We start from the raw sequence: 22,899 nt of genomic DNA on the forward strand, positions 1-22,899 counted from the left end.
GCGACGGGGCGGCCACCGGCCGCCCCGTCCGCGTTCCTCTCCGCTCCCGGCACGGTCGGCAGCGTGACCTGGATCAATGCACCAGGACAGGCCGCGCGCGATCCTGACACCATGGAATCACCCCCTCCTTCCGCTCCCCCGACCCGGGTGTCGCCGCGCCTGCTGGGCGCGGCGCCGCACCGGCTGATGTTCTTCATCGGCGCCGGCAACCTGCTGCTGGCGATGGCCTGGTGGGCCGGCTGGTTGGCGGCGGCGCGCTGGCCGGCCCTGTCGATGCCGCAGCCGGAGCCGTATGCGGGCTGGCTGCACGCCTTCGTGATGCAGTACCAGGTGCTGCCGAGCTTCTTCTTCGGCTTCCTGCTCACCACCTTTCCGAAATGGACCGGCCAACCGGATTTCGAGCGCTGGCGCTACGCGCCGGTCGGGCTGGGCCTGATGGGCGGCCAGTTCGCCACCCTGCTCGGCGCGCTCGGCTGGGACGCTGGCATCGTCGTCGGCCTGCTGATGACGAGCGCCGGGTGGGCCGCCGGGCTGGCGACGCTGGCGCCGCTGCTGTGGCGCGAACAGGGCGTCACTTGGCATGCGCGTTCGTGTTTCGCCGCCCTGGCCCTCGGCATGGGCGGGATGCTGGCATGGGCCGCCTTCGTGCTCGGCGCCTCGCCGCTGTGGGCCTTCGCCAGCATCAAGCTCGGCACCTTCGGGCTGCTGCTGCCGGTGTACGTCACCGTGGCCCACCGGATGTTCCCGTTCTTCGCCAGCCGCGTGGCCGCGGGCTACCAGCCGTGGCGGCCGTTGTGGCTGCTCGGGCTGTTCTGGCCGCTGGTGCTGGCGCACCTCGTGCTGGAACTGCTGCATGCCTATCGCTGGCTGTGGCTGGTCGACCTGCCGCTGCTGGCGCTGGCCGCGGCGATGCTTTGGCGCTGGTGGCCGCGCGGCGACAAGCCCGGCATTCTCTCCGTGCTGTTCATCGGTCTGGCCTGGCTGCCGGTCACCTTCGCGCTCTACGCCGGCCAGAGCGTCGCCTACGCGCTGACCGGGGTGTACTGGCTCGGCCGCGGCCCGGCGCATGCGCTGTTCATCGGCTTCTTCGGCAGCGTGCTGATCGCCATGGTCACGCGGGTGACCCAGGGCCACTCCGGCCGCCCGCTGGCGATGTACGGGGCAGCATGGTTCGCGTTCGTCGCCGTCCAGGTGGTGGCGGCGATCCGGGTCCTGGCCGAGGTCGCAGCCGATGCGATGGCCTGGCACGTCGTCGCGGCGCTGGGCTGGCTGCTGGCGTTCGCGCCCTGGGTCGCGCGCATCGGCCGGATCTATTTGAGCCCCCGGGTCGACGGCCGCCCGGGCTGACCCGGCCGCGCAAGGACAGGATGCAATGATCGAGTTCTACCCGCAGATCAAGCACGCCCACGTTTTTCTGGCGCTCGCCAGCGGCGCGCTGTTCGCGCTGCGCGGCGGCGCCGCGCTGGCCGGGATGCGCTGGCCGCACTGGCTGGCGGTGCGCTGGGCCAGCTGGAGCGTGGATACCGCGCTGCTCACCGCGGCGCTGATGCTGCTCACCATCCTGCCGGGCGCGTTGTACGCCAATGGCTGGCTGGCGGTGAAGGTCACCCTGATCGTGGTCTACGTGGTGCTCGGCGTGCTGGCGCTCAAGCGCGGGCGCTCGCGCGGCGCGCGAGCCGGCTTCTACGTGGCCGCCCTGGCGACCTTCGCGATGATCTACAGCATCGCCCGCGCGCACCACCCGCTGGGATTCCTGCATGTCCATTTCGCCTGAACTGGCGCCGCTCGCGGCCGCCGCCCCGCCGCGCGACCCCGACCGCGCCCTGCTCGACGCGCTGTTCCTGGGCCCGTACGGCGAGAACGACACCATGCTCGAGAAGCTGGTGACCGAGTTCCTGCGCGACCACGTCTACTGGCGCCGCAATTTCCACCCCGAGGATCCACCGGCGATCTCGACCCGGGCCGCCCAGCACCCGGACTACCAGGCCTTCGAGGCGCGTCTGCGCGGCGAACTGCACCAGCTCTCGGCAGCGCTGAAGCGCTCGGTCCCGTTCCACAGCCCGCGCTACATCGGCCACATGGCCTCGGACCTGCTGCTGCCCGGGCTGGCGGCGCAGATCCTCACCCTGCCCTACAACCCCAACAACGTCAGCGAGGACGCCGCCCCGGTCACCATCGACCTCGAAATCCGCGCCGGACTGCAGCTGGCGCGGATGCTGGGCTACCCGGACGACCCCGCGCGCGCGGACTGCGCCTTCGGCCACCTCACCTCCGGCGGCACCGTGGCGAACTACCAGGCGCTGCGGCTGGCGCTGGCGCTCAAGGCGTTTCCGGTGGCGCTGCGCGCGGCGGCGGTCCCCGACCTCGACCTGCCCGCCGACGACTGGGCGGCGTTCAACACCGGCCCCCGCGCCGCCACCGGGCTGGTCGAACGGTGGCAGGTCTGGCTGGCGTCGCAGCCGCCGCGCGAACGCCGGCGCTGGCGCGAGGCGGTGCAGGCGCAACGGATCGAATCGCTGGGGATGGTCGGGTTCTTCGCCCGCCACCCGGAGCTGCGGGTGCCGAAGGTGCTGGCACCGATCACCGCTCATTATTCCTGGAGCAAGGGTCTGAAACTGCTCGGCCTGGGCCGCGACCAGCTGGAGCTGCTGCCCGAGCGCGGCATGCGCCTGGATGCCGAGGCCCTGGAGCGGACCCTGCAGCGCTGCGAGCGCGAACGCCAACCGGTGCTGATGGCGGTGGCGGTACTCGGTACCACCGAGTACGGCACGGTCGATCCGGTCGACGCGGTGGTCGCGGCGCGCGAGCGCGCGCTGGCGCGCGGGCTCGGCTTCAGCGTGCATGTCGACGGGGCCTGGGGCGGGTACCTGGCCACGCTGTTCCGCGAGGAGGACGGCAGCCTGCGCGATATCGACGCGGTCCGCGCCGACTACGCGAGCTTCCCGCTGCCCGAGGTGCACGCCGCCTTCGCCGCGCTGGGCGACACCGACTCGATCACCGTGGATCCGCACAAGCTCGGCTACCTGCCCTACGGCGCCGGCGCCTTCGTCTGCCGCGACCACCGCGCGGTGGCGCTGCTGGCCGAGACCGCGGACTACGTGTTCCAGGACAGCGGCACCGCCGACTACATGACCCGCTACCGCCAGCTCGGCCAGTTCGTCCCCGAAGGCTCGAAATCCGGCGCCGCGGCGGCAGCGGTCTACGTCACTCACAAGGTGCTGCCGCTGGACCACGCCCACTTCGGGCGCCTGCCGCGGCAGACGGTGCTCGCCGCCGAGGCGTTCCACGCCCGCGCAGCGCGGCTGGCGACCGAGCTGGAGGGGGTGGCGCGGGTCGCGGTGCCGTTCGTGCCGGACAGCAACCTGGTGTGCCTGGCGATCAATCCGGCGGGCAACACCGGGCTGAGCGCGGCCAACGCCTTCGTCCGCCGGATCCACGACGAACTGCGCTGCGACCCGCGCCAGCCGCTGCAGCTCAAGCAGTTCTTCGGCTCGAGCACCACGCTGCGGCCCGAGGCCGTCGGCGAGACGGAGATGCGGCGGATCCTGGCCTCGATCGGCATCGATCCGGCGACGCTCGACCCCGACGGCGGCCACGACGACGACCGCCTGGTGATCCTCCGCCACACCCTGATGAACCCCTACCTGATCGACCACACCAACGGCCGCAGCTATATCGACCTGTACCTGCAGCATCTGGGCGCGAGGATTCGCAGCCTGCTGACGCCGCAATGAGCGACTCCGCTGCCGTGGCCGCCGCCGGCGAGCGCCGATGGATCGCCCAGGCGCTGGGCCGGCTGCGCCAGGAGGCCGCGCGCTCGGCCGACACCCACCTGCTCAAGCTCGGGTTCGCCGGGTTCCCGGGCATCGATTTCTATTTCAAGGACGAGGCCGCGCACCCCACCGGCAGCCTCAAGCACCGCCTCGCCCGCTCGCTGTATCTGTACGCGCTGTGCAACGGCCGGCTGCGCGCCGGCCAGCCGGTGGTGGACGCCTCCTCGGGCAGCACCGCGATCTCCGAGGCCTGGTTCGCGCGCCTGCTCGGGCTGGAGTTCACCGCGGTGATGCCGGCGTGCACCGCGCCGCGCAAGATCGCCGACGTCGAGGCGCTGGGCGGGCGCTGCGAGCTGGTGCAGGACCCGGCCCGGGTCCACGAGCGCGCAGCCGCGCACGCCGCCGCCGGCGCCTGCCACCTCGACCAGTTCGGCCTGGCCGAGCGCGCCACCGACTGGCGCGGCAACAACAACATCGCCGAGTCGATCCTCGGCCAGCTCGCCGGGGAGCCGCACCCCGAGCCGGCGTGGATCGTGTGCGGGGTCGGCACCGGCGGCACCTCCGCCACCATCGGCCGCTACCTGCGCTACCGCGGGCTGGGCACCCGGCTGTGCGCGGCCGAGCCCACCGGCAGCGCGTACGTGCACGGCTGGCGCAGCCGCGACCGCGGCGCCGTCTGCAGCCGGCCGACGGTGATCGAGGGCATCGGCCGCCCGCGGGTGGAGCCCGGCTTCCTGTTCGAGATCGTCGACGAGGTGGTCGAGGTCGACGACGCGGCCTCGATCGCGGCGATGGCGGTGCTCGAGCAGCATCTGGGCCGGCGCTACGGCGGCTCCTCGGGCACCAACCTGGCCGCCTGCCTGGAGCTGGCCACGCGCATGCGCGAACGCGACGAGCGCGGCAGCATCGTCAGCCTGCTGTGCGATCCGGGCGAGCGCTACGACGGCACCCTGTCGGATCCGGACTGGCTGCGCCGCAACGGCCTGGACCCGGCGCCGGCCGCCGCCGCCCTGCGCGCCACGATCGCCAGCGGCCGCTGGCATCCGCCCGAAAGCGTCTGACGCGCAGCGGCCCGGCCGGTACCCTGCCGCGCCCCACCGACGCGTGCGGTCGGTGCTCGGGGGGTTGCGGCGCGCGCCCCGGACCCGCCGGCGCGGCGGAAGCGCCTGCCGATGCCGCGCGCGTCGAAGGGGTGGATCTGCAGGGAGAGTGCGGAGGAGGCGTTCATGGTGGTCCTGGTGGGCTCGGGGACCGCAGGATGGCGCCGACGCCGCGCCGCGCTCGTCGACCTGGATCAGGCGCGACGCAGGTGCGGCTCACCAATGCAGCGCGAACATGGCCTTGGCCAGCACCGCGATCGCCAGCACGTGGACGAAGACGCTCAGGTGCACGCGCCTGGACAGCGCCGCGTCCAGCGTGCCCCTGCGCTGGCGCAGCATCACGAATGTGAAGTGGCCGAATACGGACAGCGCCAGCGCGATCTTCGCCGCAAGCAGCACCCCGACACTGCCGGACGTGGGCGGCGCCAGCGCGGCGCGATGCGTCCAGCCAAGGCCGATCCCGCTGCCGTACAGCGAGAGCAGCACCCAGGGCATCACCTTGCGCGCGCGGGCGCCGACCGCCGCTTCGACCTGGACCACCACCCGCGCCGGCAGCCGCCGGCGCAATGCGCCGAGCACCACCACCTCGAAGAACACGGAACCGCCGAATGCGATCGCCGCCAGCAGGTGCAGCGCCACCAGGTAGGGGTAGACGTGGGTGGGCATGGCCCATCATCGGCCGCGCGCGCGGCGACGGCCATGACCCAGGTCAGCCCGGGCGCTCAGACCCGCGAGAACACCAGGCTGGCGTTGGTGCCGCCGAAACCGAAGCTGTTCGACATGACCGTGTCGAGACTGGCCTCGCGGCTTTCGCGCACGATCGGGAAACCCGCCGCCTTCGGATCGAGTTCGGCGATGTTGGCCGAGCCGGCGATGAAGCCCTCCTGCAGCATCAACAGGCAATAGATCGCCTCGTGCACGCTCGCCGCGCCCAGCGAGTGTCCGCTCAGGGCCTTGGTCGAGGACAGCGGCGGCACCGCGTCGCCGAAGGTCTCGCGCACCGCATCGAGCTCGATCACGTCGCCGACCGGGGTCGAGGTGCCGTGGGTGTTGAGGTAGTCGATCCGGCCGACCTCGCGGCCGCCGCTGCCGGCCATCGCCATGCGCATGCAGCGCACCGCGCCCTCGCCCGAGGGCGCGACCATGTCGACGCCGTCGGAGGTCACGCCGTAGCCGGTCAGCTCGGCGATGATGTTCGCGCCGCGGGCCTTCGCGTGCTCGTACTCCTCCAGCACCAGCATGCCGCCGCCGCCGGCGATGACGAAACCGTCGCGGTCGACGTCGTAGGGGCGCGACGCGCTCGCGGGCGTATCGTTGTGCCGGGTCGACAGCGCCCCCATCGCGTCGAACTGCGCGGTCATCGCCCAGTGCAGCTCCTCGCCGCCGCCGGCCAGCACCACGTCCTGCATGCCGTGGCGGATCATGTCGGCGCCGGCGCCGATGCAGTGCGCAGAGGTGGCGCAGGCGGCGGAGATCGAATAGCTGACCCCGCGGATGCCGAACGCGGTGGACAGCGTGGCCGAGACCGTCGAGCCCATCGATCGCGGCACCATGTAGGGGCCGATCTTGCGCACGCCGCGGCTGCGCAGGATATCGGCGGTCTCGATCTGCCACTGCGGCGAGCCGCCGCCGGACCCGGCGATCAGCCCGGTGCGCTCGTCGTGCAGCTGCGCATCGTCGAGCCCGGCCTCGGCGATCGCATCGCGCATGGCGAGGTAGGCGTAGGCCGCCGCGTCGCCCATGAAGCGCTTGAGCTTGCGGTCGATCAGCGCGGCCAGGTCGATGTCCGGGACCCCGGCCACCTGGCTGCGCAGGCCCAGTTCGACGTATTCGGGCACCGGCACGATGCCCGCCCTGCCTTCGCGTAGCGAGGCGGCGACGCTGGCGCGATCATTGCCGAGACAGGACACCACGCCCAGCCCGGTGACGACGACACGACGCATCTCAGAATCCCTCCGTCGAGGAGAACAGCCCCACCCGCAGGTCGGAGGCGGTGTAGATTTCGCGGCCGTCGACCAGGGTGCGGCCGTCGGCGATCACCAGATCCAGGCGCCCGCGCATCACCCGGCGAATGTGCAGCTCGTAGGACACCAGCTGCGCCTGCGGCAGCACCTGGCCGGAGAACTTCACCTGGCCCACGCCCAGCGCGCGGCCGCGGCCCTTCGCGCCCAGCCACGGCAGGTAGAAGCCGCACAGCTGCCACATCGCATCCATGCCCAGGCAGCCGGGCATCACCGGGTCGCCCTGGAAATGGCATTCGAAAAACCACAGGTCCGGGCGGATGTCGAGCTCGGCGCAGACCAGCCCCTTGCCGTAGCTGCCGCCCTCGGCCGAGATCGAGGTGATGCGGTCGAACATCAGCATCGGCGGCAGCGGCAGGCGCGCGCTGTCGGGGCCGAAGAGTTCGCCGCGGCCGCAGGCCAGCAGCTGCTCGTAATCGTAGGAATTCGCTCGGGTCATGTGGGCACGCGGTGTGGAAACCGCCAATTCTGCCGGTTCCGGGCGATGAGCGCGTGCACGCCGACCATGGCTGCAACCATACGCAGGCGTAGGTGTCGCGTGGCCGCGCAGACCTCGGTACCCAGGGGACTCAGGCGGAGGAAGTGCCCGCGAGGGGGCGTGGATCCCACCAGGCCCGGAGCGGCGCCGATTGCGCGGCGATCCAGGACCCGGTGCCGGTGGCATCGCCCTCCACCTGCGGCGCCCGCCCAGGCTCGGCCACGTGGCCGTCCACGCCGGCCACGCTGGCCCATTCGGCGGGCCCGCATGCCGGGGGCGTCGCCACCGCGTCGAACTCGAAGCCGATGTCGTTCATCCGTCTGTCCTCTGGTCGCTACCGGGCCAGCACACCACGCCGGGGCGCGGGCCGCCCTGACCTGGGTCAACCGCGGCCGCGCCGGGCCGCGCGCCCGGCGCCCGGCCCGGCCGGCTCAATAGCTGACGTTGAGCTTCACCCAGGCGGTGCGTCCCGGCTCGTTGATCCGTATCGGCTCCGCCGGGTAGCCGAAGTCGGCGTTGCCGGCGAGATTCAGATGCTCGCTGTAGGCGCGGTCGAACACGTTGTCGATGCCGGCGCTGAGCCGGGCGGTGCTGCCGAAGCGGTAGCCTGCGTTGAGCGCGAGGGTGGCGAAGCCGGCGCTGGTGCCGAGGTCCTGCCCGACCACGTTGCCGTAGCCGGGCGCCACCCGGTCCTGGCCGGCCACCGCCCGCACCAGCACGCCGGCGGACCAGGCGCCGTCGTCCCAGGCCGCGCTCAGCCGGGCCTCCAGCGGCGGCATCTGCGGAAGCGGCCGGCCGCTGTCGCGATCCTCGCCGCGCGCGTAGGCCAGACTGCCACCGAACGTCCAGTGCTCGCGCGGCCGGAACTCGGCGCCGAGCTCGGCCCCGCGGATCTCCGCGTCGATGTTGTCGGCGATGGAGCTGTCGCCGCCCATCGCGCCGGCGACGTAGCGGAACTGGATGAAGTCGACGACGCGGCCGGCGTAGGCCGAGGCCCAGGCATCCACGCGCCGGCCGCGGTACTCCAGGCCGACATCGAGCTGGGTGGTCTTCTCCGGTTCGATCCCGGCAAAGGCGTTGACCGCGCCCACCGGCCCCACGTCGGGCGAGAACAGTTCCCAGTAGTCGGGCATGCGGGTGGTATGGCCCAGGCCCGCGAACCAGGTCAGCGGGAACCCGGCGGCGTCGCGCTCGAACCGGACGAATCCGGCCGGCAGGGTCTGCGCGCGCGTCTCGCCCGCGGTCGGGTTGGGGCGGGCCATCCCCATCGCGCCGACCGTGGCGCGCCCGTCGGTGGCTTCCGAACGGTCGAAACGCGCGCCCGCGACCAGGCGGCTGCGTTCGCCGCGGTACCAGGTGGCCTCGGCGAATGCGCCGAGGCTGGAGAAGCGCGCATCGGTTCGCCAGCGCTGGGCGAGGTAGGCGCCCCGGCCGACGGCGCCGCGGCGGCGGTGGCGGCCGTCCTGCGCATCGGCACCCGCCACCAGCTCCCAGGTGTCTGCGCGCCAGGTCGCCGCCACCCGCCCGCCGCTGGTGCGGCGCTCGACGTTCGAGGCCATCGGCATGGGCATCGCGCCGTCCGGGTCGGGCGTGCGCAGGCTGTAGTTGTCCATCACGTGGTCGGCGCGGTTGTGGTACGCGGTGGCCTCGAACTCGGCCAGGCGCCCGCCGAGGTTGCGTTTCTCGAAGCGCAGCCCGAAGTTCTCCCGCTCGAACTGCGAACCGTCCATGCCGCGGGTGGCGTAGCGCGCCTCGCCATCGCCGATGCCGGCGGACAGTTCGAGCAGGGTGTCCGGGCCCGGGGTCCAGCCGAGCGCGAGGTCGGCGTTCCACTTGTTCCAGGCCGAGCCGACCCGCTCGCCATCGCCGTCGCGGTAGTCGCCGGCGTCGGAGCGGTTGGCGCTCACCCGCGCGTAGCCGGGCCGGCTCCCCCAGGTGAGGTCGGCGACCTGATCGTTGCGGCCGGACGAACCGCCGAGCAGGCTGCCGTCGAACTTCAGCGCGGGCTCCTCGAAGTGCTCGCGGTCGCGCTCGAAGCGCACCGTGCCGGCCGAGGCGCCGGGGCCCCAGAGCACCGTCTGCGGCCCCTTGATCACCACCAGCCGATCGTAGGTTTCCGGCGCGATGTAGGACATCGCATTGTCCATCCGCGAGGGGCAGGCGCCGGGCATGGCGCCGTCGTTGGTGAGCAGGTTGAGGCGCGAGCCGAACATGCCGCGCAGCACCGGATCGCCGTTGGTGCCGCCGTTGCGCACCACCGAGAAGCCGGGGATGGTCTTGAGATAGTCGGCGCCGTCGCTGGCCGGCACCGGCTGGCGCGGGAGCCTGGGGTCGGTTTCGAAGGTGAGCGGCGACACCGGCATCATCGCCGTGACCACCACGGCGTCGAGGTCGATCGGATCCATCGGATCGCGAACGAGGTCTTCCGCCGCGAGCGCGGCGGGGCAGAACAGTGCCGCGAGGATCGCGGCGGTCAGGCAAGCCTGGGGCGTTGCCGGACTCCTGGAAGTCGACATGGGGGTACTCCGGAGCATTCGGGTGGCGCGCGGTCTGCGCCGCGCACGCGGGTCTGGATGGATGCGCTCAGGAGTTCGGCGGGCCGCGCGAGCCGAGGCCCGCCGGGTGACGGCGCGTCAGGCGCGGATCGGCACGCACCGCGCCAGGCGCCGCCGCCCGCGTCCGCAATGCAAAGAGGGGCGGCCGCTGTGGCGAGGGCACCAGCGAGGCCAGCAGCGGGCAGTAGCCGCAGTCGCCGCCGCCGCTGTTGGCCGGCGGCTGACCCCGGCCCCCGCCGTCGGTCGCATGATGGTCACGATGGAGTTCGCTGCCGCCCGCGCTCGCCGAGCCCGCGGCACGCTCGCCTTCCGCACCGAGCAACCGGCCGGCCGCGGGGAGCAGCGAGAGCGCCAGCGCCGCGCCCAGTGCCAGGCGGCTCATCCAGCGGTGGAAGGGACGGGGGCTCATCGCGAAGCGATTCTGCTCGGGCCGCGGCCCCCATTCACTGATCTGGGTCAAGCGCCGGTTTCCGCTCCCGGCCCGAGGCGGCGTGCGGCTTGACGCAAGTCATGGCCGGCCCCTGACCGGCCGGTCAGGATGTCCGCCAAGCATCGACGAACCCCAAAAAGGAACCGCAGCAATGAAAGACCTGATCCTGCTCTTCGCCCTCGCGACAGCCGCCGGCTTCACGCCGCAGGCGCTCGCGGCACGCGATGCCGCCGCCGACGTCACCCCGGTGGCGGACGTCACCTTCAGCATGCGCACCGAGATCTCCAACGGCCAGCTGGTGTTCGTGGGCAACGCCGGCGCGATCAAGGACGTGGTGAATCCGGAACTCAAGGTGCCGGAAGGCGCAGTGGTCGCGATCACCGTGACCAACGGCGACGGCGCCATGCACGACATCGCGGTGCCGGACTTCGGCGTCCAGTCCGACCAGATCGTCGGAAAGGGCTCGGCCACCACCATCGTGTTCCGCGCCACCAAGGCGGGAACCTTCGAGTACCTGTGCACCATTCCCGGGCACCGCGCCGCCGGCATGTTCGGCAAGCTGATCGTCGGCGACGTGGAAGAAGTGGCGAGCACCGCGGTCGACATCGCCAAGAACCCGGCCGAGGTCGAAACCCCGGTCGGCGACCGCGCGCCGCAGCACATCACCTACGACCTGCTCACCACCGAGGTCGAGGGCCATCTGTCGGACGGCAGCACCTACCGCTACTGGACCTTCAACAACACCGTGCCGGGGCCGTTCCTGCGGATCCGCAGCGGCGACACCGTCACCGTGAACCTGAAGAACTCGGAAGAGAGCGTCAATATCCACTCGGTGGACTTCCACGCGGTGACCGGGCCGGGCGGCGGCGCCGCGGTGACCCAGGTGGCCCCCGGGCAGACCAAGAGCTTCACCTTCAAGGCGCTCAACCCGGGCCTGTACGTGTACCACTGCGCCACGCCGATGATCGCCCACCACATCTCCAACGGCATGTACGGGATGATCCTGGTCGAGCCCGAGGGCGGCCTGCCGGCGGTGGACCGCGAGTTCTACATCATGCAGGGCGAGCTCTACACCGCGCAGAAGCACGGCTCCCGCGGGCTGCAGGAATTCTCGGTGGACAAGCTGCTCGACGAGAACCCCGAGCACCTGATGTTCAACGGCTCGATGGAAGCGCTGACCAAGACCTACAAGATGGAGGCCAGCGTGGGCGAAACCGTGCGCATGTACTTCGGCGTCGGCGGGCCCAACCTGATCTCCAGCTTCCACGTGATCGGCGAGGTGTTCGACCGGGTCTTCGACCAGGCATCGCTGACGAGCCCGCCGCTGACCGACGTCCAGACCACGCTGGTGGCCCCGGGCGGCGCGACGATGGTGGAGTTCAAGGTCGACTACCCCGGCAAGTACATCCTGGTCGACCACGCCCTGTCGCGGGCCGAGAAGGGGCTGGCGGGCTTCCTCCACGTCAACGGCGAGGCGGACCCGACCATCTTCAACACCAACGAGGCGATCGACCACTCCTCGGGCCATTGAGGAATCGCAACACCCGGGGGCGCCTGCGGGCGCCCCTTTTTTTGTTCTTGGCTCCGGTCAGGCGTAGCGCGTAGGGTCGGCGACGCCGGCTGCGGCGAAGCCCGCCGCACGCAGCCCGCAGGCATCGCAATGGCCGCACGCGCGGCCATCCGCGTCCGCGCGATAGCAGGACACGGTGGCGGCGAAATCCACCCCGAGCCGCACGCCTTCGCGGACGATGGCGTCCTTGCCCAGCCGCAGCAGCGGCGCGTGGATCCGGAATCCGGCGCCCTCGACCCCCGCCTTGGTGGCCACGTTGGCGAGGCGCTCGAAGGCCCCGATGAACTCCGGGCGGCAGTCGGGATAGCCGGAATAGTCGACCGCGTTGACCCCGCAGAAGATGTCCGCGGCGCCGAGCACCTCGGCCCAGCCCAGCGCCACCGAGAGCATGATCGTGTTGCGCGCCGGCACGTAGGTCGCCGGGATCCCGGCCCCGCCCGGCTCCGGCACCTCGATGTCGGCGGTGAGGGCCGAACCGCCGATGCTGCGCAGGTCCACCTGCACCGTCTTGTGCGCGGCCGCGTCCAGGGCCCCGGCGACCCGCGCGGCGGCCGCCAGCTCGGAAGTGTGGCGCTGGCCATAGGCCACGCTGAGCGCATGCGCGGCGAAGCCGCGCTCGCGGGCGATGGCCAATACGACGGCGGAATCCATGCCGCCGGAGAGCAGCACGACGGCGTTCTTCATCTCACCTCCCCGGCTCGTCGTTCCACAGCAGCTTGTGCAGCTGCATCTGGAAACGCACCGGCAGGCGGTCGGCGACGATCCAGTCGGCCAGCGTGCGCGCGTCCAGCTCGGACTTGCTCGGCGAGAACAGCACGTCGCAGCGCGCCGCCAGGCCGTGTTCGCGCACCACCCCGACCGCCCAGTCGTAGTCGTCGCGGCCGCAGAGCACGAACTTGACCTGGTCGTGCGCGGTCAGCAGCGGCAGGTTCTCCCAGCGATTGCGGTGCGCTTCGCCGGAGGCCGGGGTCTTGATGTCGAGCACCCGCGAGACCCGCGGGTCGACCGCGCCGATGTCGATCGCGCCCGAGGTCTCCAGGGAGACCGCGCGGCCGGCGTCGCACAGCCGCCGCAGCAGGACGTGGCAGCGCTTCTGCGCCAACGGCTCGCCGCCGGTGACGCAGACGTGGCGCGCGCCGAGGCGGGCGACCTCGGCAAGGATCGCGTCGATCTCCCACCACTGGCCGCCGTGGAACGCGTAGGCGGTATCGCAGTACACGCAGCGCAGCGGGCAGCCGGTCAGGCGCACGAACACCGTCGGCCAGCCGGCATCGCGGGCCTCGCCCTGCAGCGACAGGAAGATCTCGGTGATCCGCAGCCGGTCCGCCGCCGCGGCGTCGGCAGCATCGGAAGCGACGGCATTCATTCGGCTATTGTAGAGCGGAGCTCGCGCCGCTGCCCCACCGGCGCCCCGCCCCTCCCGATCGGGCCGCCCCGCCCTCTGGCCAGATCGTCGTATCCCCGGCCCGCCCTCCGGCGCATTCCGGTAGTCCCGACCGACTACCGTCCACAGGCTCGCGAACGAACGGCAAGAGGACACCTGGGGCCATCGGGCGGGGGTGGCACCGCAAGTCGCTCCCCGATACTCGCTTGGTTGCGGCGCCACCCCCACCCGATGGAGCAGATTCGTCGGCGCTTCCGGAAAAGCAGGAGCCGACGCGGTTACACCTGGCCGCGACCCACGCTTTCCGACCCGATCGCCGCATCGTCCCCAGCGGGCCGGGGGATGCGTGACAACCAAGCGAGTATCGGGGAGCGACTTGGCACGTATCCCCCGGCCCGCCCCTCCCGGGATGCGTTTCCAGATGACTGCACCCAGCATTGCGCCCCACCAACCCGGCCTCACGGCCAATCGGAGCCGGCATGCTGCAGCCGGGCAAGCTGGGCTCTACGCGGCGTGGCTCAGCGCAGGCGGCCGAGCTGGATCGCGCGCAGGCGGTCGTCGGCGGTACGGGCGGCGTCGCTGCCCGGGAAGCGCTCGATCACCGAAGCCAGCGTGGCCTCGGCAGCATCCAGCTGCTCCTGGCCGTATTGCGACAGACCGACCTTGAGCAGCGCGCCCGGGGCCTTGTCGTGGGTCGGGTAGCGGTCGATCAGCGCCTGGAACTGCTGCTGGGCCAGCTCGTAGTTCTGGGTGACGTAGTAGCTCTCGCCCAGCCAGTACAGCGCATTCGGCGCGTAGGAGCCGGACGGATAGCGCTGCAGGAAATCCTGGAACAGTTCCGCGGCCTCGGCGTAGTTCCCCGAGCGCAACGCGTCGAACGCGGTCTCGTAGGCGCCGCGCTCGTCGGCGGTCTGGGCCAGCAGGCCCGGGTCGCCATGGATCGAGGGGGCGGTGTCGCTGGGCGGCGGCGGCGGCAGTGCCGTCCCCGCGTCCCCGTCCACGCCCGGCGCGGCGGGCAACGACCCGGCGCCGCTTTCGAGCCGGTTGAGGCGCCCGTCGATGTCCAGATACTGGTCCCGGCTCGCGTTCTTCAGCTGCTCGTTCTGCTGCTGCAGTTCCTCGACCATCGAACGGAGCGTGGTCACCTCGCTGCGCAACTGGGACAGCTGGTTGAGCAGATCGACGTTGCCGCGGTTGGCAGCGGCCTGCTGTTCCAGCACCGCGACCCTGTCGGCCAGGCTCGGACGCTGGGCGGAAACGGGTGCGGCGGCCACCAGGGCCGCCGCAACCACGATTGGAGCGATGTAACGACGCATGCGCGGTCAGCGTGCGGTGTAGACGATCTCGACGCGGCGATTGCGCGCCCAGCAGTCCTCGCTCGACTCGGTGCAGGTCGGACGCTCCTCGCCGTAGCTGACCACGGTCAGCTGCGCCGCGCCGCCGCCGTTGGCCTGCAGCGCCGAGGACACCGCGTTGCCGCGGCGCTCGCCGAGGCCGAGGTTGTACTCGCGGCTGCCGCGCTCGTCGGCATTGCCTTCCAGGGTGATGCGGGACGACGGACGGTCGCGCAGGTACTTGGCGTGACAGCCCATGATCGACTGGAACTCCGGACGCAGGGCATCCTGGTCGTAATCGAAGTAGACCACGCGCTGGCGCAGGCAGGCATCTGAATCCAGGTCCTCCGGGCCGTAGGCGCCGGCGGTGGGCTGCTGCGGCTGGGTCACGGTACCGGTATCGCCCGGCTGCTGCACGGGTTCTTCCTTGACACGCTTGGAGCAGCCGACGACGGCAACGCACAGCGCGGCGGCGATCAGGACTCGGGTGGTGGTGTTCATCTCGTCGATCCCTAGTGGATGGAAGGGTGGTTCAGGTTGATGGATAGGTTGTGCAGGCGGCGTCAGCGCTGTTCCCGGAAGGGTCCCCAGGCGGGCTCCCGGACGTCGCCGTCGGCAAGCACGAGGCGCTGTCGCACCCGGCCGTCCGCGGACACGGCGTACAGCACCCCCCGCCGTCCCTCGCGCGCCGCGTACAGGATCATGCTGGCGTTGGGCGCGAAACTCGGCGATTCGTCGAGTGAGCCTGGCGACAGCGTGGACCACCGCGGCGAACCGAGGCTGCGATCCAGCACCGCGATACGGTACACGTTCCCTGAACCCTGCGCCACGGCGATCTTCTGGCCGTCGAACGAGACGCTGGGGTCGGAGTTGTAGTTGCCCTGGAAACTGACCCGGCTGGCCCCGCCGCCGCCGGCCGGCACCTGGTAGACCTGGGGGCGGCCGCCGCGGTCGGAGGTGAAGTAGACGCTGGCGCCGTCCGGGCTCCACTCGGGGGCGGTGTCGATGCCGAAATGCTCGGTGAGCCGGGTCAGCGCCTTGCTGCCCAGGTCCATCACGTAGATCTCTGGGTTGCCGCTGCGCGACAGGGTCAGCGCCAGGCGGCGGCCGTCCGGGGAGAACGCCGGACCGCTGTTGATGCCGCGGAAGCTCGAGACCAGCTCGCGGCCGCCGGTGGTCAGGTCCTGGATGTAGATCGAGGAGTTGCCGCGCTCGAAGCTGACATAGGCCAGGCGGGCGCCGTCGGGCGACCACGAGGGCGACAGCAGCGGCTCGTTGGAGCGGACCACGGTCTGCGGGTTGTGGCCGTCGGAGTCGGCGACGATCAGCGCGTAGCGGGCGCCCTGCCCGACCCCGGTCTGGGTCACGTAGGCGATCCGGGTCCAGAACGCGCCGCGCACCCCCAGGATCTTCTCGTAGATCGCGTCGGCCATCTGGTGGGCGACGTCCCGCATCGCGCTGGCGCGACCGGTCATGGCCATGCCGATCAGGCGCTCCTGCTTGGCCACGTCGAACAGTTCGTACTCGACCCGGTACGCGCCGTCGCCGGCGTCGAGCACCCGGCCCACCACTAGGAAATCCTGCCGCAGCACCCGCCAGGTCGGGAACTGCACCTCGCTGCCGCGGGTCGGCCGCTCGACGATGTCGCGCTCGGGCAGGGTGCGGAACTGGCCGGAGCGGTCGAGGTCGGCGCGGATCACCGCGGCCACGTCGGTGTCCGGAGCCCCGGCCGAACCCTGGTAGGGCATCGGCACCACCGCGATCGGCAGCGCCGAGGCGTGACCGCCGACGATGTCGATCTCCAGGCCCTGCTGCTGGGCCGCGGCGAGCATCGGCAGCGCCAGCGCGAAAAGGGCGAACAGGATGCGGGCGAATCGTTTCATCGGGTCACCGAGTTGGGGAAGCAGAACTGGGCGCCAGCTTGGCGGTTGCACGGCGCGCGAAGATGAATGGCGGCGTACTTATCGGTCCTGGGCCGTGAAATTGAGGTTGAGCCGGCGCGCGAACACCGGCTCGAATCCCCGGTACGGCAACGGCTCGGCCTTGCGCACCGCCGCCTCCACCGAGCGCCGGCCGAGAGCGTCGAACGGGCAGGAGGCGTCGAATTCCACGCTCATCACCTGCCCGCCGGGCAGCTGGGTGATGTACAGCCGGCAGGTCTGGCCGAGCGGCACGTTGTCGGGGCGGACCCAGTTGCGCGCGATCGCCTCCTGCAGCGCGGCGGCGTAGCGGGCCGCGAGATCGCTGTCGCCGTCGGGCCGGCCGGGAGGCGGCGAGGCGGCCTCCGCGGCCTGTTCGGACGCCTGGCGAGCACGGGCATCGGCGATCTGCTTGAGCTTCTGCTCGGCCAGCTCGGCCTCGCGGCGGAGCCGCTCGCGCTCGGCGCGCAGCTTCTCCAGTTCCTGCTGGCGCGCCAGGCGGCGCTGCTGCTCGGCCTCCTCCTGGCGCTCGCGCTCGGTCAGGTCGATCTGCTCCTGGCGCCGCCGCTCCTCCTGTTCGCGCTCGGCGGCGAGTTCGGACTCGGCCTCGCGGCGGGCCGCGTCCTGGTCGAGCGTGTCGGGCTCGGGCATCCGCTCCTGCGCCCGCGGCTGCGGATCCACCATCGCGTCTTCCGGCATCGGCTGGGGCAGCGGCTGCGGCGGCGGCGCGGCCTCTTCCTCCACCGGCTCCGGCGCGGGCAGCCGCTCGGGCTCGGGCGGCTCGGGTAGCGGCTCGGGCGGCGCCTCCAGCGCGCGCCGCTGCGCCGCCGAAAGCGCCTCGGGATCGAACAGCTCGGCGGTGACCGGCGATCCGAACGCCGGCTCCGCGTTGCTGCGGGTCCAGGACAGCCCGAACACCAGCAACAGTAGCAGCGCCACGTGCAGCGCCAGCGCGAGCAGGACCGCGCTGACCGTGTCGGCGGGGCGTTGCCGCATCAGCCACCCGCCTCGAGCGGCCGGCTGAGCAGGCTGACCCTGGTCACCCCGGCCTCGTTGATGATGCTGATCGCGTCCATGATCCGCTGGTAGCTGGCGGCGCCGTCGCCGCGCACCAGCACCGTCGCCTCCGGATTCTGGCCGTGGATCGCGCGCAGCCGCGCCAGCAGGTCTTCGCCGGTGACCGACTGGTTCTGCTGCTCGACCATCAGCGCCAGCGCGCCGTCCGGGTACACGCTGACCACCACCGGGTCCTTGGGCGTGGCCACCGAACGCGCGTTCGAGTCGGGCAGGTTGACGTCGGTGCCGAGGTTGAGCAGCGGGGTGGTGACCATGAAGATGATCAGCAGCACCAGCATCACGTCGATGTACGGCACGACGTTGATCTCGTTCTTGAGCTTGCGGCGCTTGCGGCGGCGCAGGACGGCGGCGGTCATGGCGATCCTCGAAGAGTCTGTGGAGTCAACGCGCGGGACGGCGGCGCGGGGTCACTCGTCGCCGTGCGCCTGGCGCTCCAGGATCGAGGAGAACTCCTCGGCGAACGCGTCGTAGCGGCCGGCGATGCGCTCCACCTTGGTGGCGTAGCGGTTGTAGGCCCAGACCGCGGGAATCGCCGCGAACAGGCCCATCGCGGTGGCGATCAGCGCCTCGGAGATGCCCGGCGCCACGGTGGCGATGGTCGCCTCGCGCACGTTGGCCAGGCCATGGAACGAGATCATGATCCCCCACACGGTGCCGAGCAGGCCGACGTAGGGCGCGATCGAGCCGACGTTGGCCAGGAACTCGAGGTTGTGCTCCAGGCCGTCCAGCTCGCGCGCGGTGGCCACCCGCATCCCGCGCTGCGCGCCCTCCAGCTGGGCGCGGCTGTCGGGATTGCGGCGGCCGCGCGGGCGCGAGTACTCGCGGAAGCCGGACTCGAAGATCGCCTCCAGGCCATCGATCTCGCGATTGCGCTCGGTCGCCGCGGCGTAGAGCTTGGTCATGTCGGCCCCGGACCAGAACCGCTCCTCGAAGCGGTCGGCCTCGCGGGCGGCGCGGTCGAGCATGCGCTTCTTGCGAAAGATGATCACCCACGAGGCGATCGAGGCGAACAGCAGCAGCAGCATCACCAGCTGCACCGGGATCGACGCGTGCAGCACCAGCTGCAACATGTCGAGCTCGGTGCCGACGGGGGCCGCGGCCGCGGCGCCGGTCTCGGCGGCGAGCTCGGTGGCGCTGGCCGTGGCCTCCTCGGGCAGGGGTTCCACCTGGGTGGCCTGCAGCAGCATAGAAATGGGGGTCATGCATCGCTCCTGGATCGGGATGGCGGCAAGCACGGGCGGCGCATGCGCTGCCCGCGGTTCGGTCTGGCCCTGCCCCCGCATCGCGGGGAAGGGGTGGTTGAGAACTCCGGTCCGACGTCCTTGTCAGCCCGGCAGGACCTGCGCCGCGAGTTCCCGGTACAGCGCTTCCGGGATCCCGCGCGGACGGAACCCGCCGGCGTCCAGCGCCGCCACCCGGACCCGGGCATCGAGCAGCCGCTCGCCGTCGCGTTCGACCGCCTGCTCGAACACCAGGCTCGCGCGCCGGCACTCGCGCAGCACCGCCGAGACCTGCAACGCGTCGTCCAGGCGCGCCGGCTTGCGGAAATCGAGCCGCATGTCGCGCACCGCGAACAGCAGGCCATGCAGGTCGCGCAGCTGCTCCTGGCCGTAGCCGTGCGCGCGTACCCATTCGCTGCGGGCGCGCTCGAGAAACGCCACGTAGCGCGCGTGGTACACCACACCGCCGGCGTCGGTATCTTCCCAGTAAACCCTGACCGGTAGGCTGAACGGCGTTTGAAGTGCGGTCACTGCTCCGGCTCTCCGCCGCCCGCGATCGGCTCGGACGCGGCGACGAACAGGTCCGGCGGCGGCGCCTTCGCCTTCAGCCCCAGGTGCCGGTAGGCCTTGTGCGAGGCCATGCGGCCGCGCGCGGTGCGGACCAGGAAGCCCTGCTGGATCAGGAACGGCTCGATCACGTCCTCGAGGGTGCCGCGCTCCTCGCTCAGCGCCGCGGCCAGCGAATCCACGCCGACCGGGCCGCCGTCGAAGTTCTCGATGATCAGGTTGAGCAGCCGGCGGTCGAGGTCGTCGAAGCCTTCCGGGTCGACCTTGAGCATCTGCATCGCCGCGTGCGCCACCTCGCGGTCGATGCGGCCGCCGGCGCGCACCTGGGCGTAGTCGCGCACCCGCCGCAGCAGCCGGTTGGCGATGCGCGGGGTGCCGCGGGAGCGCTGTGCGATCTCGGTGGCGCCCTCGCCGGCGCAGTCGATGCCGAGGATCCCCGCCGAGCGCCGCACGATCCGGGTGAGCTCGGCGGCGCTGTAGAACTCCAGCCGCTGGACGATGCCGAAGCGGTCGCGCAGCGGCGCGGTCAGCAGCCCCGCACGGGTGGTGGCGCCGATCAGGGTGAACGGCGGCAGGTCGAGCTTGATCGAGCGGGCCGCGGGGCCCTCGCCGATCATGATGTCGATCTGGAAGTCCTCCATCGCCGGGTACAGCACCTCCTCGACCACCGGCGAGAGGCGGTGGATCTCGTCGATGAAGAGCACGTCGTGCGGCTGCAGGTTGGTCAGCAGCGCGGCGAGGTCGCCGGCCTTCTCGATCACCGGCCCCGAGGTCACCCGCAGGTTCACCCCGAGCTCGTTGGCGATCACGTGGCTGAGGGTGGTCTTGCCCAGCCCGGGCGGGCCGAATATCAGCACGTGGTCGAGCGACTCGCCGCGCTGCTTCGCCGCCTCGATGTAGATCGAGAGCTGGTCCCGCACCGGCTGCTGGCCGAGATAGTCGTCGAGCCGCTTGGGCCGGATCGAGGCCTCGACGGCCTCGTCCTCGCGGGTCGGCGCGGCGGCGATGATGCGCTCTTCGGTCATCCCGGTATGGTCGCACGCCGATGGTCCATACGGGTACGGGTACGGCTCCGGACCGCCCGGCCTGGACAACAGCCGGCAGGAGCGAACTTGCCAGCCCACGCGGAAGCATCGTCACCGCGGTAGCGAAGGGGGACCGCCGATCGGAGTCCACCCGGGGGTGGCGTCGGCGAGGCCCGGGCAGAACGGGCGGGCGGCTTGGCCGGGCCCGCCGGTCGTCTCCGAGCGTGCCGGCCGGATGCCTGCCGTCAGGGGGCGTCGATCCCCTCCGGGGCCGGAAACTCGAATGCCCCTTCTGTTTTTGGACGAATATCACAATCGACCGATTGACCCGGGATACCCGTGGCGTTATTAATCTCGAAAAATGGAAGCGTCGCACCCGAAGGTCCGCTCCATGATTCCCGCCCGTCTGCCGCAGTTCGTACGGCAAGCCACGGACGGAAGGATTCGCGGCGAAGGAGACTGCTATGAATCGCAACGGGATACACCCTCGTGGAATCTCTTATTCAAGTTCCGGCGCACCCATCTACTCGGATGAACGTGCCCGCGAGCTTGCCGAGAGCGGCTTCAGCCCGTCCGACAAGGGACCGGGGGCGAACGATGGATGCACCAATCAGGGCGGGTGCACCGGCCTGAATTTCGGCTGCTCCAATACCGGCAACTGCGATCTCACGACGAACAAGGGCTCGTGCTCCGGCGCGTCGGTGGAACTGCCTCCTCTGGGGCCATGAGGAGCGATGGCCATGTTCACCGATATGGCGCTCGCGGAGGCGCTCACTGATCGCCGCCTGGAATTGATCATTCTCCCGACGGAGAAGTGCAATTTCCGCTGCACTTATTGCTACGAAGATTTCGCCAATGGCCGGATCGCCGGGAAGCTCGTGAGCGGGATCAAGAAGCTGCTTGATGCGAGAGTCGGGACGGTCCACCACATCACCATTTCATGGTTCGGCGGCGAACCGCTGCTTGCCAAGGACGTGATACTGGATGTCGGCAGCTATGCACATGATCTGTGCGGCTCACGTGGTGTGAGCCTGCTGGGCGCGATGACTACCAACGCCTACACTCTCGACCGCGATCTGCTGTCATCGCTTTGCGCGATCCGTCACTCCAGCTATCAGATCACCCTAGACGGCGATGCCGAATGGCATGACAAGACCCGCCTGCTTGCCAACAGGAATGGAACTTTCGACCGGATCTGGTCGAACCTCTTGTCATACAGGAGCCTGGAGGAACGGTTTTCGATCTCCCTGAGGCTGCATCTCCACCGCGAAAACGTCGAATCCGTACGCAGGCTCTACCAGGCCATCCTCCGGAACTTTGGCCATGACGACCGCTTCGGCACCTATTTCCATAGAATTTCGAACCTGAGCGGGGAAAGGGGGATACCCCAGTCCGAGCTATCCACCGACGAATACCGAAAGGCTCTCGCCTATGTCACCGGGGAAAAATCTCCCGCGAATGTAGCCGCCGACGTGAATCTGTCGGACTACATCTGCTATGCAGCCAAGCCGAATTCTCTGCTGATCAGATCGGACGGGCGTATAGGCAAGTGCACGGTCGCGCTGGACGACCCAAGGAATGACATCGGCACGCTCCACGAGGATGGGACGCTCGCGATCGACAACGAGATGGCCCGGCTCTGGTTTCACGGCTATGAATCCATGTCGGAGCAGTCGCTGGGCTGCCCCCTTTCCACGCTGCCGCCGCTCAAGGAGACGCCGCAATGGCTGGGTTCGACGCAAGTTCGATTGGTATAGACGAACGGGGTGTGCCCCGACTATCGGATCCCATGGCGGTATCGATGGCGCGAAAGTACCGTCCAAGGGACTATCGCAAGGGCCCAGAGAACCCCCACTGCAACAACGGCTGCACCAATACCACCGACTGCACCGGGACCAACAACAAGGGGTGTACGAATGTGAACCTATGCGCCATTCAGGTCCCGGAGCTTCCCCCCCTGCAAGAGGAGCGCTGAAATGAAGATCAAGGGATTTTCCCGCAGAGCCCTGCTGAAGCTGATTCCGGCATCGGTGCTCGGCCTGGCCGCATCCTCCGGTCTGCTGGCCAGTAGCCGCGCGGGGGAACGGGACGGCCAGGCCGGCGACGCGACCGCGGTCACCCAGGACATGAGCAAACCCGCCAGCGTCATGATGCGTATCGAGTCACTGAATCCAGCTACGCCGGAACACCTCGGGGCGCACACGCTCCAAGCCGTGCCACTGGACGAGCGGATCGATCTGAGGCATCAAACGAAGATGATGGCGCCCTACTCTTTCGAAGTTGCCGTGGATGAAAGGCATAGCACGCGATCGGATCTGTTCTTGACCATAACCATCTATGGGGAGGCAGGACATCGATTGCAGGCCATCAACATCGGTAACGGTGGAACCGCAATTTTCAAGCGTCAGGGCCTCATGTTCTACGTGAGCGCCAACTACTCCTAGCC

Annotated in this window: 23 protein-coding genes; 7 read left to right on the forward strand and 16 right to left on the reverse strand. The window is 70.5% G+C overall.

Features of this window, described 5'->3' with window-relative positions:
- The first annotated feature begins 111 nt into the window (after positions 1-111).
- Genes QFW77_RS04460 through QFW77_RS04475 form a run of 4 tightly spaced genes read left to right on the forward strand, consistent with a single transcriptional unit; the run spans position 112 to position 4,834 of the window.
- Positions 112-1,347 (forward strand): NnrS family protein, encoded by a 1,236-nt coding sequence (locus tag QFW77_RS04460; protein WP_280573101.1) that lies wholly within the window; start codon positions 112-114, stop codon positions 1,345-1,347.
- 25 nt (positions 1,348-1,372) lie between these two features.
- Complete coding sequence (locus QFW77_RS04465) at positions 1,373-1,774, forward strand: SirB2 family protein (protein ID WP_280573102.1); 402 nt, start codon at positions 1,373-1,375, stop codon at positions 1,772-1,774.
- Entirely contained in the window at positions 1,758-3,734 is a 1,977-nt protein-coding gene (locus QFW77_RS04470; protein ID WP_280573103.1) for a pyridoxal phosphate-dependent decarboxylase family protein, read from the forward strand. Before QFW77_RS04465 ends, QFW77_RS04470 begins: the two co-directional genes overlap by 17 nt.
- Positions 3,731-4,834 carry a PLP-dependent cysteine synthase family protein gene (locus tag QFW77_RS04475; protein ID WP_280573104.1) on the forward strand — a complete coding sequence of 368 codons (1,104 nt, stop codon included), beginning with the start codon at positions 3,731-3,733 and terminating at the stop codon, positions 4,832-4,834. Before QFW77_RS04470 ends, QFW77_RS04475 begins: the two co-directional genes overlap by 4 nt.
- A gap of 255 nt (positions 4,835-5,089) precedes the next feature.
- Here the strand turns inward: QFW77_RS04475 and QFW77_RS04480 are convergent, their stop codons facing one another.
- The 6 genes from QFW77_RS04480 to QFW77_RS04505 all read right to left on the reverse strand — a co-directional run bounded on the left by QFW77_RS04480 (position 5,090) and on the right by QFW77_RS04505 (position 10,336).
- A complete protein-coding gene (locus QFW77_RS04480; RefSeq protein WP_280573105.1) occupies positions 5,090-5,539 on the reverse strand; it encodes a CopD family copper resistance protein in 450 nt (149 codons plus the stop codon).
- A gap of 56 nt (positions 5,540-5,595) precedes the next feature.
- Positions 5,596-6,816, reverse strand: coding sequence for a beta-ketoacyl-ACP synthase I (fabB, locus tag QFW77_RS04485; protein ID WP_280573107.1), 1,221 nt, complete (start codon positions 6,814-6,816; stop codon positions 5,596-5,598).
- Between the two features lies 1 nt (position 6,817).
- Positions 6,818-7,333: a 3-hydroxyacyl-[acyl-carrier-protein] dehydratase FabA gene (gene fabA, locus QFW77_RS04490; protein ID WP_280573108.1), complete on the reverse strand. Its 516-nt coding sequence runs from the start codon at positions 7,331-7,333 to the stop codon at positions 6,818-6,820.
- A gap of 130 nt (positions 7,334-7,463) precedes the next feature.
- Positions 7,464-7,688, reverse strand: coding sequence for a hypothetical protein (locus QFW77_RS04495; RefSeq protein ID WP_280573109.1), 225 nt, complete (start codon positions 7,686-7,688; stop codon positions 7,464-7,466).
- Positions 7,689-7,803: 115 nt separating this feature from the next.
- Positions 7,804-9,888 (reverse strand): TonB-dependent copper receptor, encoded by a 2,085-nt coding sequence (locus tag QFW77_RS04500; RefSeq protein ID WP_425603265.1) that lies wholly within the window; start codon positions 9,886-9,888, stop codon positions 7,804-7,806.
- Positions 9,889-9,955: 67 nt separating this feature from the next.
- Positions 9,956-10,336 carry a DUF2946 family protein gene (locus QFW77_RS04505; protein ID WP_280573110.1) on the reverse strand — a complete coding sequence of 127 codons (381 nt, stop codon included), beginning with the start codon at positions 10,334-10,336 and terminating at the stop codon, positions 9,956-9,958.
- A gap of 172 nt (positions 10,337-10,508) precedes the next feature.
- Between QFW77_RS04505 and nirK the strand changes: the two genes are divergently transcribed.
- Positions 10,509-11,888, forward strand: coding sequence for a copper-containing nitrite reductase (gene nirK / locus QFW77_RS04510; RefSeq protein ID WP_280573112.1), 1,380 nt, complete (start codon positions 10,509-10,511; stop codon positions 11,886-11,888).
- Positions 11,889-11,945: 57 nt separating this feature from the next.
- Here the strand turns inward: nirK and queC are convergent, their stop codons facing one another.
- The 10 genes from queC to ruvB form a co-directional block, all read right to left on the reverse strand.
- A complete protein-coding gene (gene queC / locus QFW77_RS04515) occupies positions 11,946-12,611 on the reverse strand; it encodes a 7-cyano-7-deazaguanine synthase QueC (protein ID WP_280573113.1) in 666 nt (221 codons plus the stop codon).
- Between the two features lies 1 nt (position 12,612).
- Positions 12,613-13,293 carry a 7-carboxy-7-deazaguanine synthase QueE gene (gene queE, locus QFW77_RS04520; RefSeq protein WP_280573114.1) on the reverse strand — a complete coding sequence of 227 codons (681 nt, stop codon included), beginning with the start codon at positions 13,291-13,293 and terminating at the stop codon, positions 12,613-12,615.
- 536 nt (positions 13,294-13,829) lie between these two features.
- Entirely contained in the window at positions 13,830-14,627 is a 798-nt protein-coding gene (ybgF, locus tag QFW77_RS04525; RefSeq protein WP_280573115.1) for a tol-pal system protein YbgF, read from the reverse strand.
- A 6-nt stretch (positions 14,628-14,633) separates the two neighbouring features.
- On the reverse strand, positions 14,634-15,146 hold the full coding sequence (gene pal, locus QFW77_RS04530) for a peptidoglycan-associated lipoprotein Pal (protein WP_280573116.1): 513 nt from the start codon (positions 15,144-15,146) through the stop codon (positions 14,634-14,636).
- 62 nt (positions 15,147-15,208) lie between these two features.
- Positions 15,209-16,528 carry a Tol-Pal system beta propeller repeat protein TolB gene (gene tolB, locus QFW77_RS04535; RefSeq protein ID WP_280573117.1) on the reverse strand — a complete coding sequence of 440 codons (1,320 nt, stop codon included), beginning with the start codon at positions 16,526-16,528 and terminating at the stop codon, positions 15,209-15,211.
- 78 nt (positions 16,529-16,606) lie between these two features.
- Positions 16,607-17,560 carry a TonB C-terminal domain-containing protein gene (locus tag QFW77_RS04540; RefSeq protein WP_280573118.1) on the reverse strand — a complete coding sequence of 318 codons (954 nt, stop codon included), beginning with the start codon at positions 17,558-17,560 and terminating at the stop codon, positions 16,607-16,609.
- Entirely contained in the window at positions 17,560-17,997 is a 438-nt protein-coding gene (tolR, locus tag QFW77_RS04545; RefSeq protein WP_280573120.1) for a protein TolR, read from the reverse strand. The genes QFW77_RS04540 and tolR overlap by 1 nt, the downstream gene beginning before the upstream one ends.
- 51 nt (positions 17,998-18,048) lie before the next feature.
- Positions 18,049-18,711 carry a protein TolQ gene (gene tolQ, locus QFW77_RS04550; protein ID WP_425603273.1) on the reverse strand — a complete coding sequence of 221 codons (663 nt, stop codon included), beginning with the start codon at positions 18,709-18,711 and terminating at the stop codon, positions 18,049-18,051.
- A 255-nt stretch (positions 18,712-18,966) separates the two neighbouring features.
- Positions 18,967-19,392 (reverse strand): tol-pal system-associated acyl-CoA thioesterase, encoded by a 426-nt coding sequence (gene ybgC, locus QFW77_RS04555; protein WP_280573122.1) that lies wholly within the window; start codon positions 19,390-19,392, stop codon positions 18,967-18,969.
- Entirely contained in the window at positions 19,389-20,453 is a 1,065-nt protein-coding gene (gene ruvB / locus QFW77_RS04560) for a Holliday junction branch migration DNA helicase RuvB (RefSeq protein ID WP_280573123.1), read from the reverse strand. Before ruvB ends, ybgC begins: the two co-directional genes overlap by 4 nt.
- A 734-nt stretch (positions 20,454-21,187) precedes the next feature.
- Here ruvB and QFW77_RS04565 point away from each other — a divergent pair.
- Positions 21,188-22,210: a radical SAM protein gene (locus tag QFW77_RS04565; RefSeq protein ID WP_280573125.1), complete on the forward strand. Its 1,023-nt coding sequence runs from the start codon at positions 21,188-21,190 to the stop codon at positions 22,208-22,210.
- Positions 22,211-22,429: 219 nt separating this feature from the next.
- Complete coding sequence (locus QFW77_RS04570; protein WP_280573127.1) at positions 22,430-22,897, forward strand: hypothetical protein; 468 nt, start codon at positions 22,430-22,432, stop codon at positions 22,895-22,897.
- Positions 22,898-22,899: the final 2 nt, after the last annotated feature.

It is taken from the genome of Luteimonas endophytica (assembly GCF_029887875.1).
Classification (GTDB): domain Bacteria; phylum Pseudomonadota; class Gammaproteobacteria; order Xanthomonadales; family Xanthomonadaceae; genus Luteimonas; species Luteimonas endophytica.